The 17,985-nt window shown below is 55.2% G+C and carries 2 protein-coding genes; both read right to left on the bottom strand.

Translation table 11 applies throughout. The features are described from left to right. Positions 1-2: 2 nt before the first annotated feature. Entirely contained in the window at positions 3-8,897 is an 8,895-nt protein-coding gene (locus tag EL633_RS22705) for a type I polyketide synthase (RefSeq protein WP_126629590.1), read from the bottom strand. Positions 8,898-8,910: 13 nt separating this feature from the next. Beyond that, positions 8,911-17,985: a type I polyketide synthase gene (locus EL633_RS22700; protein WP_126629589.1), complete on the bottom strand. Its 9,075-nt coding sequence runs from the start codon at positions 17,983-17,985 to the stop codon at positions 8,911-8,913.

Genomic DNA, 17,985 nt, shown 5'->3' with positions numbered 1-17,985 from the left:
CATTAGGCATTGGCAGGTTGTTCGATCTCATCAATAAGAGCCAGTTCTATGGCGATAGCCAGTTCAGCTACGGTAGCTGATTCGAAGATCAGTTCCAGTGACAGGTTTAGTTGGAAAATCTGGCGCAGGCGTACAATCAGCTGTGAGCCCAGTAGCGAATGGCCGCCCATTTCAAAGAAGTTGTCATGCAGGCCGATCTGCTCAATGCCGAGTAGTTCGCTCCAGACCTGGGCGATATGCTGCTCAAACTCGCTCTCGGGAGCAACATAGGGTGTACTCAGCAGTGGTCTGGGATAGGTTGTGGTGTGGATCTTGCGCAGTTCCGCGACGGCCCCAAGGATTGTGTCGATGGAAAAGGTTTTGCTGCCCTCGACCATGCGTGCGAAATCCTGGGTCGCGACAACCACATGCGTCAGGCGTCGGAGCATAATCCGCGTTAATGCATCCATGCCCTCCTCAAAGGAGATACCATAATCCCGTCGTTTCTCAATGAAGTAGCGCTGTACCTCAGGGGGAAACCCCTCAAGTCCGGCGGACCAGGCGTCCCATTGCCATTCGCCCCAATCAATGGCGATCGTCATCCCATGCTCCTCGCTATGCTTATGGGCAAAGGCATCCAGGAAAGCATTGGCTGAACAATAGTCCACCTGGCCGGGTCCACCACCGGTACTGGAGCTCATAGAGGAGAACAGGACCAGGAAATCCAGTGGATAGTCTTTGAGCAGGCGATGCAGGATCAGGGTGCCCTGAACCTTGGGGGCCAGTACTTCAGCTACCTGCTCCGGCGTTTTCAACTGCATGAGTCCGGAGGGTGGGACTGCCGCAGCCTGGAATATGCCATGCAGTACGCCAAAGCGCGCTAACGTCTGCTCAATGACTGCCTGCATCTGGGTTTCATGGGCCACATCGGCGGTTGCGAGCAGTACCTGTGCGCCCAGCGCTTCAATTTGTTGTACCTGCTGGATACGCCGTCCCGTACTACTTTCCTCCCCTTGCTGGTGCAGTACCTCTTCCCACTCACTCCGTGGTGGTAGCGCGGTTCGTCCAACCAGGACGAGCCGGGCCTGGACCGTCTGTGCCAGGTGGGTGGCCAGTCCCAGACCAATGCCGCCCAGTCCTCCAAGGATCAGATAGACGCCTTTGGAGCGGAATGGGATTTCCGCTGGCGGTTGCTTCTCAAGCCTGAAAGGCTTATATGTTTGTACCCAGCGGCGCTTGCCACGTAAGGCTACCGAGGTATCGACCAGGGATGCATGGAGTTCTTTGCAGAGCGCATCACTGGACTGCGTCACAAAATCGCTCACGACAATATCAATGTGTCGGCAGGTAATGTGGGTATACTCCTGCTGAATGACTTTGCCGGGTCCAATCAGTAGTGACTTCTCTGGCTGCAGGTTCTCACTGCCAGTAACATCCTGCACATTATTGGAAATAACCTCCAACTGGAAGTGGGTCGTACCCATATTGCCGAGGGCTTGAGCCAGAGCCAGTAGCGCAGACATGCCATAGGTAAGATCTGTCGGCTCATCAGCATGCTGATCCTCGCTGGTGACGGACCAGAGGTGGACACAGCGCTCTGGCATGATGCCTTGTTTACTCAATGTACTCAAAAGCGTCTGGTAGTCGTGGCGTTCAGTTGGACGCAAACAGAACGACGTTATGTCCAGGCGGGCATAGTGATCGCTGGCATAGACGGTGATTACCCGCTCGCCCAGGTTTTGTAATTGTTCAAGCAGTTGTTCCCCTACACCACAGGTATCCATGAACAGGAGCCAGCTTTTGCTGCCAGCCTCTGCCTTTGGCCATGGCATCTGGGTCCAGGTTGGCAAGAAGAACCAATCGGCCAGTTCCTCAATTTTTGGTAGCTCGTTCGTAACCTCCTGTTCTGCCGTCATTGCAGTTGTACGGCGTTTGCCGCGCACGTCCAGCCAGTAGCGTTGACGTTCAAAGGGATAAGTAGGCAAAGGGACGCGCCGCCGCTGTTCGTGGCTCGAAATCCGCGACCAGTCCAGCTGAGCACCCTGTATCCAGAGCTGTCCCAGTGACCTCAGGAGCGCCTCCTGAGCTGAGCGGTGTTCATATATCGATGGCAGGGTCGAGATCACGTTGCCAGCGCGCTCATGATCAGCATGTTGTTTGACCGCGCCACTAAGCATTTGTCCAATGCCGACTTCAAGCAGCAGCCACCTGGGATCAAGCAGCAGCTGGCTGACGCACGCGCTGAAGCGCACAGGTTCGCAGAGATGCCGCGCCCAGTAGCCAGCATCCTGTATCTGTTCGGCCGTGATCCAATCGCCAGTGACATTTGAGAGATAGGGGAGTGCAGGTACATGTCGTGGGATGGCCGCCAGCAGCCGGGTGAGCTGTTCCCGAATAGGGATCATGTGACTTGAATGGAAGGCATGCTCGCTCTCAACAAACCTGTTGACAATCCCGGCCTCGTTCACGCGCAAGCTTACCCTCTCAAGGGCTGGCCGTGAGCCTGATAGTACACACATATTGGGTCCAGTGAAGATCGCGATACTCACGCCCTCGTCTGGAACCAAGAAGGACTCTACCTGTGTTGCCGCTGCGAAAACTGCTAACATTGCACCGGGCGCCAGCGTTGCCACCAGCTGGGCTCGCTGAACGACCAGGCTCAGCGCATCTTCTAGTTCAAATACACCGGCCACGGTGGCCGCTATATATTCGCCCAGGCTATAGCCCAGGACGGCCTGTGGTTGTACTCCCCAGGAAGAGAGCAGTTGCGTCAGGGCATATTCCAGGATAAAGGTGCCACATTGTGCCTGGATGGGATCGCTCACACGGTTTGCGCGTGTCCCACTGGACTCACGTCCAACCATTGCCCGTAGATTGAGCTTTGGGGTTGTTTCAGGTATGGGATCAGCGTTGACAAAGAGCGGAAGTAGCTCTATCTGGAAGCGTTGTTGGATAATAGTGCAGCAGCGCTCCACACACGCACGAAAGATCGGCTCTTGCTGATAGAGATCACCGGCCATGCCTGGATATTGTTCGCCTACGCCGGAAAAGAGCAGGGCCACCGGGCGGTCGCTGCGTTTTTCGTGATGAGCTGGTAGGGCTATGCTCAACTGCCTCAAAGCATCTTCGCGATCCTGGCAGACCAGCATGGTACGTTGCTCCATCTGTTTGCGTCCAACCTGTAAGGTATAGGCAATATCTGGCAATGGGAGCTCTGGCTGGATCATGAGTTGCTCATGCAGGCGTTGCCGTGTTGCCTCTAAGGCTTGTGGCGTGCGGGCCGAGAGCAGCAATAGCTGATAGGGACGTGAGGGACCCGAAGGTGGCGTGACTGGCGCCTCCTCTACAATCATATGCACATTGGTTCCCCCCATCCCTAGAGAGTTCACACCGGCTCGCCGGGGGACCTCTCCACGTGGCCAGGCTGTCAGGCTGGTATTGACATAGAAGGGGCTTGAGGCAAAATCGATCTCAGGATTGGGTACCTCAAAATTGAGACTTGGAGGTAGCTCATTGTGTTTGAGCGACTCGACCACTTTAATCAGTCCCGAGACACCGGCTGCGCGATCCATATGGCCGACATTCGGCTTGACCGAACCGAGTGCACAGAAATGGGTATTTGGGGTTTGGCTACGAAAGGCTTTAGTCAGTGAGGCTACCTCGATCGGATCGCCCATTTCCGTGGCCGTGCCATGTGCCTCCACATAACTGATCTGTTCCGGTGAAAGATTGGCGTGGGCAAGCGCTTGCATCACCACCTCGGCCTGTCCATTAACGCTGGGTGCGGTATAGCTGACCTTGAGCGAGCCATCGTTATTCATGGCGGACCCTTTAATGACGGCATGAATGGTATCGCCATCTGCCAGGGCATCCTCTAAGCGTTTGAGGACCACCACGCCTGCACCATCACCAAAGGTGCTGCCCGTGGCGCGTGCATCAAATGTATAGCAATGGCCATCGACCGATTCCTGTCCTCCAAGTTGATACAGGTAGCCACTTTGGGAAGGAATCCGCAGCGAGACGCCACCGGCCATTGCCAGATCGCATTCGCCATTGATGAGATTCTGGCAGGCCAGATGGGTCGCGACCAGCGAGGTCGAACAAAACGTCTGCACCGTCAGGCTAGGTCCGCGTAGGTTCATCTTATAGGAGACGCTGGTCGCTAATGAGTCCTTATCGTTGCCAATGACAATCTGATAATCCTCTACGCCCTCCAGTTGTTCTGGATGCTCGGTGATTTTGAGGATATAGCTACTGATATTGGTGCCGCCAAATAGAGCGATCATACCTGGGTAGCGCTCGGCATCATAGCCGGCGTGCTCTAATGCCTCCCAGCAACATTCCAGGAACAAACGGTGCTGTGGATCGGTCAGTTCGGCTTCGCGTGGGCTGTAACCGAAAAAGGCTGCATCGAAGGTCTCAACCTCCTCGATTTTGAGGATCGGGCGTGCGCGTACATAGGCTGGATTGTTGATCAACTCTAGCTCGATGCCTGCCTCCAGTAATTCTTCTTCGCTGAAGAAGGTAAGGGACTCCACCCCATTTCTGAGATTTTGCCAGTATTGTTCGACCGTGCTGGCCCCTGGGAAACGGCCCGACATGCCAATAATCGCGATATCGACTCGCTGGCTGCGCTGGCGGGCCTGACTGCGCCGTTGCGCCAGGATCTCTTGTTCCTGGGGCTCTTTGTGCGCAGGTTGTAGATAGCGTGCCATCGCACTGATACTGGGAGCCTCAAACAGTGCTACCGCCGGAAGCTGGACCTGAAGTGTCTTACGGATGCGTGACACAAGTTGGAGCGCGGTCAGCGAATTGCCACCCAGGTCAAAGAAGTTGTCCGTCAGGCCTACCTGTTCTAAGCCCAGCGTCTGCCGCCAGATCTCTTCCAGGATCTGCTCATAGTCAGCCGGAGCTGGCGCCGTCCTGGCTATTTCCTGGGGCTGCTCCGTGTGTGTTCCTGCCAGTGATTCCAGATAAATCCACTGTTTGACTCGTGCCTGCAGATCTCCGGTCGAGTTTACCAGGTGCGTCTCACCCGAGATGAGGGCACGGGTAAAGGCGTCCGTCCCTTCTTCTAGTGTCATGGTAAAGGCGGCAATGGTTTTGCCTAAATCACCATGTGGATTCTCTTTGACTTGCCAGGAATCCCAATTGACACATAACCAGGGTGAACTGGCCTGGCGATTATAGGCGGCGGCAAAGGTATCCATAAAGCGATTGGCCGCCGTATAGGCAGAGAGACCGAGACCACCTAGAATCGTTGAAAGGGAAGAAAACAGGATACAGAAGTCAGGCTGGTAGTCCTGAATGGCCTCTGTCAGCGCGTAGAGCCCATGCACTTTGGGACCAAAATGCCACGCATAGGCCTCCTGTCCCAGGTCCTGTACTGAGCCAAAGGCCTGTGAATCAGAGATGCCGGCTGCATGAATTACGCCATGCAGGCCAGCATATGTCGTCACAACCTGCTCAACAACCTCCCGCATCCGCTGTTTATCGGCGACATCCGCCTGCAAGACCATGACCTTGCTGCCCAGGGCCTCAATCGCCTGCAACTGTCGTATCTGCTGGCTGGTCCGATCATCCTGTTCATGTGTAAGTAACCAGTCAGACCACAACGTGCGCTCTGGAAACGGCGAGCGACTGACCAGTGCGAGTTGTGCCTGGACCTGCTGGGCCAGATAGGTTGCCAGCAATAATCCTACTCCACCCAGGCCACCAGTAATCAGATAGGTACCCTGTGGGCGAAATGGGAGCGCGTCAGGCACAGCCAGCGTCAGCGCAGCATAGGTTTCGATCCAGCGTTGCCCCTGGCGATAGGCAATGGTGCGTTGCCTATCATCTGACAGTATTTCGGTGAGTAGCTGCTCGTAGCCCGGCTCTATGCCTGTCTCCAGATCAATACTGCGACAGAGCACATCCGGATTCTCCTGGGAGGCCACTTTACAGAGGCCCAACACAGGGCTTTTTTCTGGACATAACGCATCATCAGGCTTAACCTGTTGGAGTTGATTGGTCAGCAGCGTCACCTTGAGGGGCGCCCCCACCGTTTGCTTTTCATAGGCCTGCAGCAAGAAGAGCAGGCTATACAGGCCAAGTTCCTGCATGGTCTGGAAACCAGCCTCGCCTGCCGCCACCTGATCCGGGAGCGTCAATAATGCGCAATGCAGGATATGCGCGGGTAGCGTTTCCAGTTCAGCTAACCGTGTAAAGAGTTGCTGATACGCGCTGGATCGGGTCCGGTCGAGATGGAAGATCAGGCCATCCTTTTCCTCTGAAAAAGAGGTGGATGCTGCTTCTGGATAGACACGAATAACTCGGGCTCCGCGACTTTCTAGCCGTTGTGCCAGATGTTCTCCGATCGCCTGGGTATCCAGGAAGATCAGGTAGGTCTGGTCTACGGCTGGATCTGCCAGTGACGTGAGCTCAATCGCTTGCCAGGTAGGACGGTAGAACCAGTGATCTCGATCTTCCTTCCCAATTGCATATGAATCACTGGAGGTTGGAGCCGTGGTTGCCAGTATCTTGCGGACAAATTCATGATCGACCCAGATGCGTTGACGCTCAAAGGGATAGGTTGGGAGTGGCATGCGCAGGCGTTGCTCTTGCGCGGAAAAAGCTTTCCAGTCAATGGGCACGCCCCGCTCCCATAAGCGGCCCAGTATGTGCAGGAGTGCCTCTTGTCCTGCCTGCGCATGGGTGGTGGATACAAAGGCTACCGTGTGCAGCGTCTCTGTCTGGTGTTGCGTCCAACGTGAGCCGTCGCCTACTTCTAGCAGTACCATTTCAGAGGCTTGTAGCAGGTGAGGCAACTCCTGTATGTAGGTGCACACCTGGCATGCCAGTATGTCCGCATCCTGGATGTCCTGCTCGGTTAGCCAATCGCTAGTGAGCGTTGATACGTATGGGATCAACGCTCCATGGCGCTGGCAGTCTTTTAGCAGCGAGGCGAGTGTGTGTTGCGTAGCGTCCTGGGCCTGGGCACGCGCCAGCCGTAATCCATCCTCTAGTGAAAGGATGCCCGCGACAACCATTGCCACGATAGCACCAATCCCTTCACCCAGCACGGCTGAGAACTCGACGCCCCAGTTTTGCAGGACCTGCGTCATTCCATATGACCACAGCACATAGCCACAATACGTCCGTTCGAGCTGCTGCGCGTCGTTGAATAGCTCGCTCATGGCACACTGCAAGTGCCGTCGAATAAAGCCCGCACTCGGCGCGAGTGCCGCTTTAAAGTGTGCTTCCTGGGAAACAAGTTCCCAGCCGATCGAGGCCGCCTCTGGATTATCCGGAAAGAGCAAGGCTACCGGGCGGCGCGTATTATTCTGTTGTACAGCACCCTCTTGCAGCGAGGCCGCTTGCAGCAAGGTGATGGCTTCCTCTGTGTTCCGGCAGACCAGCGCCTGGCGTGAAAGAAACGGCGTACGACCAACCTGTAAGGTATAGGCGACATCACGCAGGTCCGCATTCTGGTGCTCCGTCAGGTAGGTAGCCAGATTGGCCGCCATCTGTGCCAGGGCTTTCTGGCTGCGTGCCGCCAGCGGCAGCAGTTGCCAGGCGCGTCCATGCTGGCCTGTCTGGCGCAGTGGGGCTTCCTCCAATACCACGTGGGCATTGGTGCCACCCAGGCCAAAGGAATTGACGCCAGCGCGCCGGACGCCTGCCTCCCCTGGTAGCCATGGCTGCAACCGGGTATTGACAAAGAACGGGCTCTCTTCTAGTTGAATATCACTACTCGTTTGCTCAAAGTTCAAACTGGGTGGAAGTTGCTTATGCTGCAGTGCCAGCGCGGTTTTGATCAGACCAGTGACGCCTGACGCGCGGTCCAGATGGCCAATGTTCGGCTTGACTGAACCAAGCGCACAGAACTGTCGTTGGGTGGTATGTGGGCGAAAGGACTTGAGCAGGGCCGCCAGTTCAATGGCATCGCCCAGTTTGGTGCCGGTTCCATGAGCCTCAATATAGCTAATACTTTCAAAGGGCACACCACTATGGGTAATTGCATCCGCAATCACCGCACTCTGCCCATTGAGTCCAGGGGCGGTATAGCCAACACGGACACTGCCATCATTATTGGTGGCCGAGCCACGAATAATGGCATAGATGTGATCGCCATCCTCGATAGCTTCTTTCAGACGCTTAATCGCCACCACTCCCACGCCATTGCCGATGACACTGCCCTGGGACTGGCCATCAAAAGTTCGACACTGACCATCGGGCGAAAAGATCCCGCCTTCTTCATAGAGATAGCCAGAAGGCTGAGGCAGTTTTAAGACCGCCCCGCCCGCTAAGGCAATATCACAATCATAGGTCAGCAGACTTTGACATGCCATGTGGGTCGCCACCAGCGATGTAGAGCAGAACGTTTGTACCGCCACGCCAGGCCCCTTCAAGTTCAGCTTATACGAAACCATGGAGGCCAGGGCATCACAATCATTGCTAATGGAGATCTGAAGATTCCCCACGATGTCCTGCAGATTGGGATAAAGGGTGAGATTTTGTTCCCGATAATCGGATGTATGCGAGCCCGCAAACACCCCGATCAAGCCATCATAGCCATCAGGTGGATAGCCTGCCTGCTCCAACGCTTCCCAGGAACACTCCAGGAAGAGGCGATGCTGCGGATCCAGACATTGGGCCTCGCGTGGCGTAAAGCCAAAGAACGAGGCATCGAAATCTGTGATCCCCTTGATGGTGGTACCGGCCTTAACGTACTGAGGATCCTGGATAAGTTCAGGCGACAGGCCTGCATCCAGTAGTTCTTGTTCTGAAAAAGACTGGATAGACATGACGCCATCGGCCAGGTTCTGCCAGAAACGTTCCAGGTCGTTGGCCCCCGGAAAACGGCCCGACATGCCAACAATTGCCAGCGCGGTATCATATGCAGTATCCTGCAAGATAGTATCGTTGTCAGTCATATACAACATCCTTTTATCTGGCAGCACGCTCACGCATACGCAACTTTAAATTCTCACGCCGTTTATCGCTGCGTTCCTGGCGTTGCTCTTGTTGTTCCTCAACCGGAGCCTCCTCATTTGCCAGGAAGGCGGCCATCGTTTCCACTGTGGGTGCCTCATACAACACATAAGAAGGCAGCGTTTGCATCTTCAGGACTTTGCGCACCTGGGTAATCAGCTCAATACCGACCAGTGAATTACCGCCAAGATCGAAGAAATTGTCTTTACTGCCAATGCCATCGATGCCCAGAATTTCCTCCCAGATTGAGGTTAATGTACGTTCCAGATCCGTCTGGGGGGCTGTATATTCATTGCCCATGGGTGGTCGTTCATGGCGTTTGAGACTGCTACGCGCCTGATGGAACTGCTCCAGGGCCGTGGCCGCTGTATGTGTCCGACTAAGCTGTGAGAGCACCCCAAAGTCCTGGGTCGAGACCACAACTTCCGAGAATGGCTGGCTCAGAATACGCTGTAAGGCTTCGGCCCCCTCGGTAAAACTGATGCCAAAGGCCAGGCGGTTAGCGCGGAAGAAGGCCTGGGTCTCCTCGTCATAGCCGGAGAGGCCCGCCTCCCAGGCATTCCATTGCCACTCACCCCAGTTAATCGCGATGGTCCGACAGTTACCATGCGCATGTTGAATGGCATAGGCATCCAGAAAGGCATTAGCTGCACAGTAGTCAATCTGGCCAGGGCCGCCACCTGTTGAAGAGGTGATAGAAGAGAAGAGCACCAGAAAATCCAATGGACAGGCACGCAGCGCCTGGTCAAGCGCGATGGTGCCGTTCAATTTAGGCGACATCACACTGGCGGCTTGCGCGGCTGTTTTATTCTGCATCAGGCCGACCCCTGGTAAGCCTGCCGCATGAATGACCCCATGCAGAGCGCCAAAGGTCTGCGTCGTCTGCTGGATGACCATTTCCATCTGGACTACCTGCGAAACATCTGCCGCCAGAGGCAGGACGGTAGATCCGAGTTCCTCTAGCGCCAGCACCTGACTGATCTGGCGTCCGACGCCCTTCTCACTGCCCTTTTCTTGCAGGATGTCGGCCCACTGGGCGCGGTCAGGCAGGCCACTACGAGAGATCAGGACCAGATTGGCCTGGACGCTGCGGGCCAGATAGTTGGCCATACCCAGACCAATACCTCCCAGACCACCGGTGATCAGGTAGGTACCATGCTCACGCAATGACGTCTCCTGGAGTGGTTGTGGTGGAATATGCAGCCGCTCGAAGGTCAGCAGCCAGCGCCCGGTCCGGCGCAAGGCCACCACGGGCTCGGTTGTTGGTGTGAGCACCTCTCCCAATAGATGCTTGAGCAGGGTCCGCTGCTGGCTTTCCTGTAGAGGGATCGCGATATCGACACTGCGACAACTGAGCGATGGATACTCCTGAGCAATGATGCGTGAAGGACCAATGATCGTGGCCTTTTCGGGACAGGTTGTCTCCTGACCCGTCACATCCTGAAGCTCATTCGAGACCGCGATAATCTGACAGGGGTCCTCCAGATTTACTTCACCCAACGCCTGGGCCAGCGCCATAAGACAATAGAAACCTCTCTCCATAACGTGCTCCAGCCGGATTTCCCGGGAGAGCTCTGTCAGCGGCTCAGTAATCGTCCAGCCATGGATAATACGTTGTGGTGGCTGCTCCAGCTTTTTAAGCAGTCGGGTATAGTCTGCTCGCTCAGCCGGGCGTACCGTAAATGACGTGGGTGAATGTTGTGCAAACGCCGCACCTGGAACAACGGTAATCACCTGATGTTGACGTGCCACCAGCAGGGTGGCCAGTTGCTTGACTATGCCGCGTTCATCCAGCAAGAGGAGCCAGCAGATAGGCTGCTCCGGATTCTCCGCGAAAACTTCGGGCAACTGCGGACCGGCATGTTTCCAGCCTGGTAGATAGAACCAATCATCTAGCTTCTCTTTTTTCAGACTGGACAGGATCGCAGCCGGGGCCAGCACCTGTTGCTGATTTTGCCTGTTTGAGGCAATCGCACGGGCTGAAGATGATCCACCATCGATCCAGTAGCGCTGACGCTCAAAGGGATACGTAGGAAGGATGACGCGCTGACGCTTCTCGTTGCGATAATAGTCGGTCCAGTCTGGCACCACCCCGGTTAGCCAGAGTTTGCCGAGCGTTGAGAGCAGAAACGCGTGTGGATCCTGTTTTTGTTTGCCATGTGGCGCTGGTAGGGTCGGCAGGACCAGATCGCGTCGGGTCGGTGTACAGGCTGGATGTTGTTTGGCGAAGAAGCTCAAGGCCTGACCTGGTCCAACTTCTAGCAAGAGGCAATCTGTCTCGGTCAACAAACAGCCCACACCATCTGCGAAGCGCACTGTCTGGCACATATGCTGCGCCCAATAGCCGGGATCGGTGGCCTGCTCATCGGTAATCCAGGTGCCTGTCACATTTGAAATGTAGGGAATCGTGGGTGTGTGCAGCGTGACCGTACCTGCCAACTCCGTGACTTTATCCATCAGTGGACTCAGCATCTGTGAATGGAAGGCGTGAGTTGTCTCAACACGTCGGCAGGCGATATCATTTTTAAGCAAACGCGTGGCTAGCTGTTCAATTGCCGTAACCGGACCCGCCAGGACACAGGCCGTGGGGCTATTGTGAATGGCCAGATTGATCTGTGCGTCCAGATAGGGTTTGATCTCAGCCTCTGATAACATCACGGCCAGCATGGCCCCGGTTTCTATTTCTTCAATTAACTGGGCGCGACCAGCCACCAGGCGCAAGGCATCCTTCAATGAGAGCACCCCGGCAAGACAAGCCACCACATATTCACCCAGGCTATAGCCAAGCATGGCCTGTGGCGAGATGCCCCATTGTAGCAGCAGTTGTGCCAGCGCATACTCGACCACAAAGACGGTCGGCTGCATCTCCGCCGTGCGGGTAGGTTCCGCTGACTTTGTGGCCTGTCCATTGCGGCCCAGCAAGCTTTGCATCGACAGCTTCCCATTTGTAGCCGCTTCTACGCGCGTCTCCGTGGGCATCTGATCTAGCTCCAGAATCCTGTGTAGATCGAGTCCATAGTTTGTGTTTAAGAAACTATGGCAGGTATCGATGGCGCTGCGGAACGTTTCTTCGGCATGATAGAGTGCCTGCGTAACGTCTATGTAGCGCTCACCTACGCCTGGAAGCAGGAAGGCCACCTGGCGATCGGTCCGGGATTCCTGGCCTGTGAATACCTGAGCCTGTGGGCCTGGAGGTGTATCCAGCGCTTTCAAGGCCTCCTCGGTAGTGCGGCAGAGGACCACACGGCGATGATCCATTAGCTTACGGCCAACCTGTAAGGTATAGGCAACATCCGCCAGTGGAACAGTCGAGTCTGCCAGTAAATGCTCCCTGAGTCGCTGCGTACTCTGGGCCAGCGCTCCGGAGGTACGAGCTGAGAGCATAAGCAGTTGCCAGGGGCGTGATGGACCAGAGGCGGGCCGTACAGGGGCCTCCTCCACGATGACATGGGCATTAGTACCGCCCAGGCCCAGCGAGTTAATGCCAGCGCGGCGCGGCTCCCCATTGGTTTCCCAGGACGAAAGGTCTTTATTGACATAGAAAGGACTCTGTTCAAAATCAATCTCAGGATTCGACTCCTGGAAATGCAGATTGGCCGGTATCTCGTGATGTTTGAGGGCCAACACCGTCTTGATCAATCCACTCACGCCAGCCGCCCGATCCAGGTGACCAACATTTGTTTTGACTGAACCAATCGCGCAGTAGCCAGTCTGGTCAGTATATGCCCGGTAGGCCTTTGTCAATGAGGCCACCTCAATCGGATCACCCAGCTCAGTGGCCGTACCATGCGCCTCAATATAGCTGATGCTTTCAGGCGAGACGCCCGCTGCTTCCAGTGCCATCGTCACCACTTCAGACTGACCAACAATGCTTGGAGCTGTATAACTGACTTTGAGCGAGCCATCATTATTGACCGCAGAGCCTTTAATGACAGCATGAATAATATCGCCATCGGCCACCGCTTCACTCAGGCGTTTCAGGACCACCACGCCAACTCCATCTCCGAACATACTGCCTTTGGCTTGCGCATCGAAGGTGCGGCAGTGGCCGTCGGGCGACTCCATACCGCCTTCCTCATAGAGGTGACCTGCCTTCATCGGCACACGAATCGAGACGCCACCGGCCAGTGCCAGATCACACTCCCCATGTAAGAGGCTCTGGCAGGCCAGGTGGGTCGCCACCAGCGACGTGGAGCAGAAGGTTTGAACGGCGAAGCTCGGGCCTTTCAGATTCAACTTATACGAGACACTGGTGGTTAACGAATCTTTATCATTCCCAATCACCATCTGATAGTCATCCCCAAGGGCTGCATCAGGATTATTTAGCATACTCATCATATAGGTACTAATATTTGAGCCGCCGAAGACCCCGATCAGTCCAGTGTAGGTGGATGGATCATAGCCAGCTACTTCCAGGGCTTCCCAGGAGCTTTCAAGGAAGAGCCGATGTTGTGGATCGGTTAATTCGGCCTCACGTGGACTATAGCCAAAGAACAAGGCATCAAAGTTTTCCACTGCTTCCGTTGGGAGCGTTGGCCGCATTTTGACATAGGCCGCATTGCGGACCTGCAAGGGATCGCAGCCTGCCTCGATCAACTCCTCTTCAGTAAAAGAGTTAATCGACTCCACGCCATTGCGCAGGTTTTCCCAGAAGGCATCGACGGTAGGCGCGCCTGGGAAATGGCCGGTCATGCCAATAATCGCAATCTCTTCCTGGACCGTGGATTGGCGGGCCTGATTGCGCCGCTCTTTCAGCAGGTCAGGGGCCTCTTCAACGTCATCTTCATTACCCGCAGGCAAGAGATACTGTGCCAGAGCGCTGACCGTAGGTGCCTCATACAGAGCCACGGCCGGAATGGACCTATTCAAGGTTTTTTTGAGCTTCGAAATGACTTGCAGTCCGATCAGCGAATTACCACCCAGATCAAAGAAGTTGTCATACAGGCCGATCTCCGACAATCCCAGGACCTGTTGCCAGATTTCGACCATGCTCTGTGTATACGCCTTGATTGATAGCGGGACCGCCTTCTCTGTTCCTTTTTTGTGCGCTAGTTGTTCATCGGCATCGTCGGTCGCCAGGAGTGATGCCAGATTGACCCACTCATCGATACGTGCTTGCAGGTCGCCAGTCGAGATCGCCACATGGGGGATACGCCGGGCCAGGACGCGTGTGAGCACGGCACAGGCCTCCTCGGGATCCATGCTATACTCAGCCACAGTGGCGCCAATCGCACCATGCATGTTCTCTTTGACTTTCCAGGTATCCCAGTCGATACTGAGCCAGGGGAAGGTGCTTGTCTGCTGACGTGCTTGCGCAAAGGCATCCAGAAACACATTGCCAGCCACATAGGCTGAAAAGGTAATGCCACCCAGTACGACCGAGATAGAGGAGAAGAGTAGACAAAAATCTACTGGATATTCAGTCAGTGTCTTTTCCAGGGCATAAAGGCCGTCTACTTTGGGACGTACTTGCAGCGCATAATCAGCGGGCGTGATCGTCTGTGTCGACTTAAACGAGAGGGCATTGGTCACGCCTGCGGCATGGAGCACTCCGTGTAACGCACCGAAGCGTGTATGGATCTGCTGCAGTATCTGCCGCAGCTGGTCAACATCACCGACATCACACTGCATCAGGACAAAGCGGCCGCCCCCTGCCTCCATGGCAAGTAGGTGTTTCAGCTTGATACTTAGATCATCATTCTCATCATGCTCGTCGAGCCATTGCTGCCATTGTTCGCGTGGTAGGAGCGAAGCGCGACTCAGTAATATCACCGTGGCTTGATAGGTTTTGCCAAGATGCTCAGCCAGGAGAGGGCCAACGCTACCGAGTCCGCCGGTGATCAGATAGACGCCTCCCTGACGGAACGGGGGCTGCTGCGCCTCCGGTATGGTCATTGGCTCGTATGTCTGAGCCAGGCGTTCCAGATCCCGATAGGCTAGCGGACTATTCCCGGAATCGTCGGCAAAGTATTCCTGCACAAGCTGTGCCAGCACGGGAGTCGTCGGCGAAATGGGCTCCTCTGGCAAGACCACATCGATAGTATGGCAGCGCATGCCCAGGTTTTCCTGTGGAATGACCTTACAGGCACCAATGAGGGTCGATTTTTCTGGAATGAGGGTATCCTGCTGCTGTACCTGATAGAGTCCGTTGGCAACGGCGAGCACACGCACCTGTTTATTGCCGAGGATTGTGTTTAAGGCCTGGATCAGTGCCATCAGGCTATGGAAGCCCGATACCTGCAGGGTTTGAAACGTGTCGAGCCCGCTATCTAGCTTCTGTGTAGACACACTCCAGAGATGGAAGATGGTCTCGGGAATAAGCTGTTCTTTTTGGAGCATCTTACACAGTGTCTTATAATCCTCGGCATTGCCTGGACGCAGCTGGAACAGGTCTGGTTGCACTCTTATGAATGTATCGCCTGCTTGGATGCGCACCACGCGCTGTCCCATGGTGTTCAGACGACCAGCCAACTGCTCACCCAGGCCCGCCAGATCCTCGAAGACCCATAGGCAGCGTTGCGGTGAACTGGCAGTCGTGGCAGGGAGCGCTGCCGGTTTCCAGACAGGCTGATAAAACCAGCGAGCCAGATCGGGCTCTTTTTTGTGTACTTGTGGCGCAGCCAGCGCTTTATCCTCAATCCAAAAGCGCTTATGCTCAAAGGGATAGGTAGGGAGTGAGACGCGTCGACGCTGTTCATCGGTATATCCTTGTGACCATTCGATGGAGACGCCGGACAGCCACAAATAACCCAGTACATTGAGCAGTTGTGCCCGACCAACTGGACCTGTGTTTGATTGCCAGGGAATCACCCGTTCCGCATAGGCAGGCAGATACGTGGGAGCGCTCTTGATCTGAGCGACAAGTTGATCATCGCCCAGGGTGACAAGGACATTTTCTGGTCCGCTTAGTAACTGGCAGAGATGGCCCGGGAGGCGAGATGCGAACTGGTTATCGTGAAGCCAGACCGCTGCCGACGCCTCCTGCTGTTTGCTCAATGTAGTACCAGTGGCTTGTGAGAGATAAGGGATATCGCCCGTCTGCCAGTGGAGTTGTTGGATCAGCGCAGAGAGCGCCTCGGCTGGCAGTGCGCCGGCATCGATCTTTGCGCGGGTGATCGTTAACTGGACTGCATCCTCAAGTGATAGTTGACCAGCCAGGGCTGCCGCTGCATCCAGACCGTATGCTGTACCACTGACCGCTGTGAGCGTCATTCCCCATTTGAGGAGTAATTGCACTTGTGAACAGGCCAGCACAAGGGCCGCCACTGCCATTTCCTGCCGGGTCTGTGGAGAAGAAAAGCTATACTCGGCGCAGTCTGGAAGCTGATGAATGCGTTGATAGTATCCGTCGACCGTGGCGCGAAACAGGACATCCTCCTGATACCAGCTCTGTGCGCTTGTGGCCTCAAAGTGTGCTGTCGCAGGGAACAATAACGTCAGGGCACGATTGCGGACCGTCTGGTGGAGTGAAGGGAGCGTACTGCTCTGCGTTGAGAGCTGTGTCAGGGCATCGGCACGATCACGGCAGAGCAGGAAGCGGCGATGGTTGAACATGGTGCGTCCAACCTGGAGGGTATAGGCTATGTTGGCCAGGTTTGCCTCGGGTTCTGTCTGGATCGCGTGGAGTAATCTTTGTTGCACATTGTCGAGGGCCGTCGCCGTTTTCGCGGAAAGGACCAGGAGTTGCCATGGTTGAGCGGGCATAGAGGCAGGGAGGAGTGGGGCCTCTTCGATCACGACATGAGCATTGGTGCCGCCCAGACCAAACGAACTCACACCCGCACGACGTGGATTGTCTGGTGACGCTTGCCAGTCTGCCAGACTGGTATTCACATAGAAAGGACTATTGGCCAGATCTATATCCGGACTGGTTTTCTCAAAATTCAGGCTGGGTGGTAGCTCTTGATGTTTTAATGCTAGCGCCGTTTTGATCAGGCCAGAGACGCCCGATGCCCGATCCAGGTGTCCGACATTTGGTTTAAGTGAGCCGAGCGCACAAAAATGTTTTTTCTGTGTACGGAGTGCGAACGCCTTTTTTAAGGCCGCAAGCTCAATCTGATCTCCTAGCATGGTCGCGGTTCCATGCGCTTCAATGTATGAAATAGTTTCAATATCGACGCCAGCATTACTGATCGCCTGCGCAATCACCGCGCTCTGACCCTCCAGGCCCGGAGCAGTATAGCTTACCCTACGGCTCCCATCATTATTGATATGGGTGCCTAGAATCACTGAGTAGATCTGATCTCCATCCTCGATAGCTTCTTCTAGCCGTTTTAAGACTACCACCGCCGCTCCGTTGCCCATCACGCTGCCAGCGCCATTGGCGTCAAATGTGCGACACTCACCATCAGGAGAAAGGATTCCGCCTTCTTCATAGAGATAGCCATTGATTTGTGGCATGGCAATCGCTACACCGCCAGCCAATGCTATATCGCAATCATAGTTTAACAGGCTCTGGCAGGCCAGATGGACAGCGACAAGAGAAGTTGAGCAGAACGTCTGTATTCCCAGGCTGGGACCGCGTAGGTTCAATTTATACGAGATCGCGCTGGCTAGAGAATCACGTTCATTGCCGACGGAAATCTGGACGAGATTAGCCTCATCAAAAGGCTGATTCCCGGTGAGGCCGCGCACAAAATACGGACTTAGCGCCGATCCACCAAAGACACTGATCAGCCCCGGATAGGTTTCTATATCATAGGCCGCATCTTGTAATGCCTCATAGGTACATTCTAAGAAGACGCGGTGTTGAGGATCAGTCAACTCGGCCTCACGCGGCGTATAGCCGAAGAAGTCCGCATCAAAATATTCCGCTCCTTCAAGGATGGCGCCTGCTCGGACATAGTTGGGCAACTTGAGCATTTCAGGATCGACGCCTGCCGCCAGAAGTTCCTGTTCAGAAAAATGTTGAATCGACTTGGTGCCAGTGCGCAAATTCTGCCAGAAGCCATGAATCGTATTTGCCCCTGGGAAACGCCCGGCCATGCCAACGATGGCTAGAGCTGTATCATACGAAATACTTTTTTTCAC

Origin of the sequence: Dictyobacter alpinus, assembly GCF_003967575.1 — a bacterium.
Classification (GTDB): Bacteria; Chloroflexota; Ktedonobacteria; order Ktedonobacterales; family Ktedonobacteraceae; genus Dictyobacter; species Dictyobacter alpinus.
Note: the sequence above shows the minus strand (reverse complement) of the source record. Positions and strands in the feature narration are given on the sequence as shown.

Excerpts from the sequence above, each read along its gene's own strand:
- EL633_RS22705 (WP_126629590.1), bottom strand. The coding sequence starts at position 8,897 with ATGACTGACAACGATACTATCTTGCAGGATACTGCATATGATACCGCG.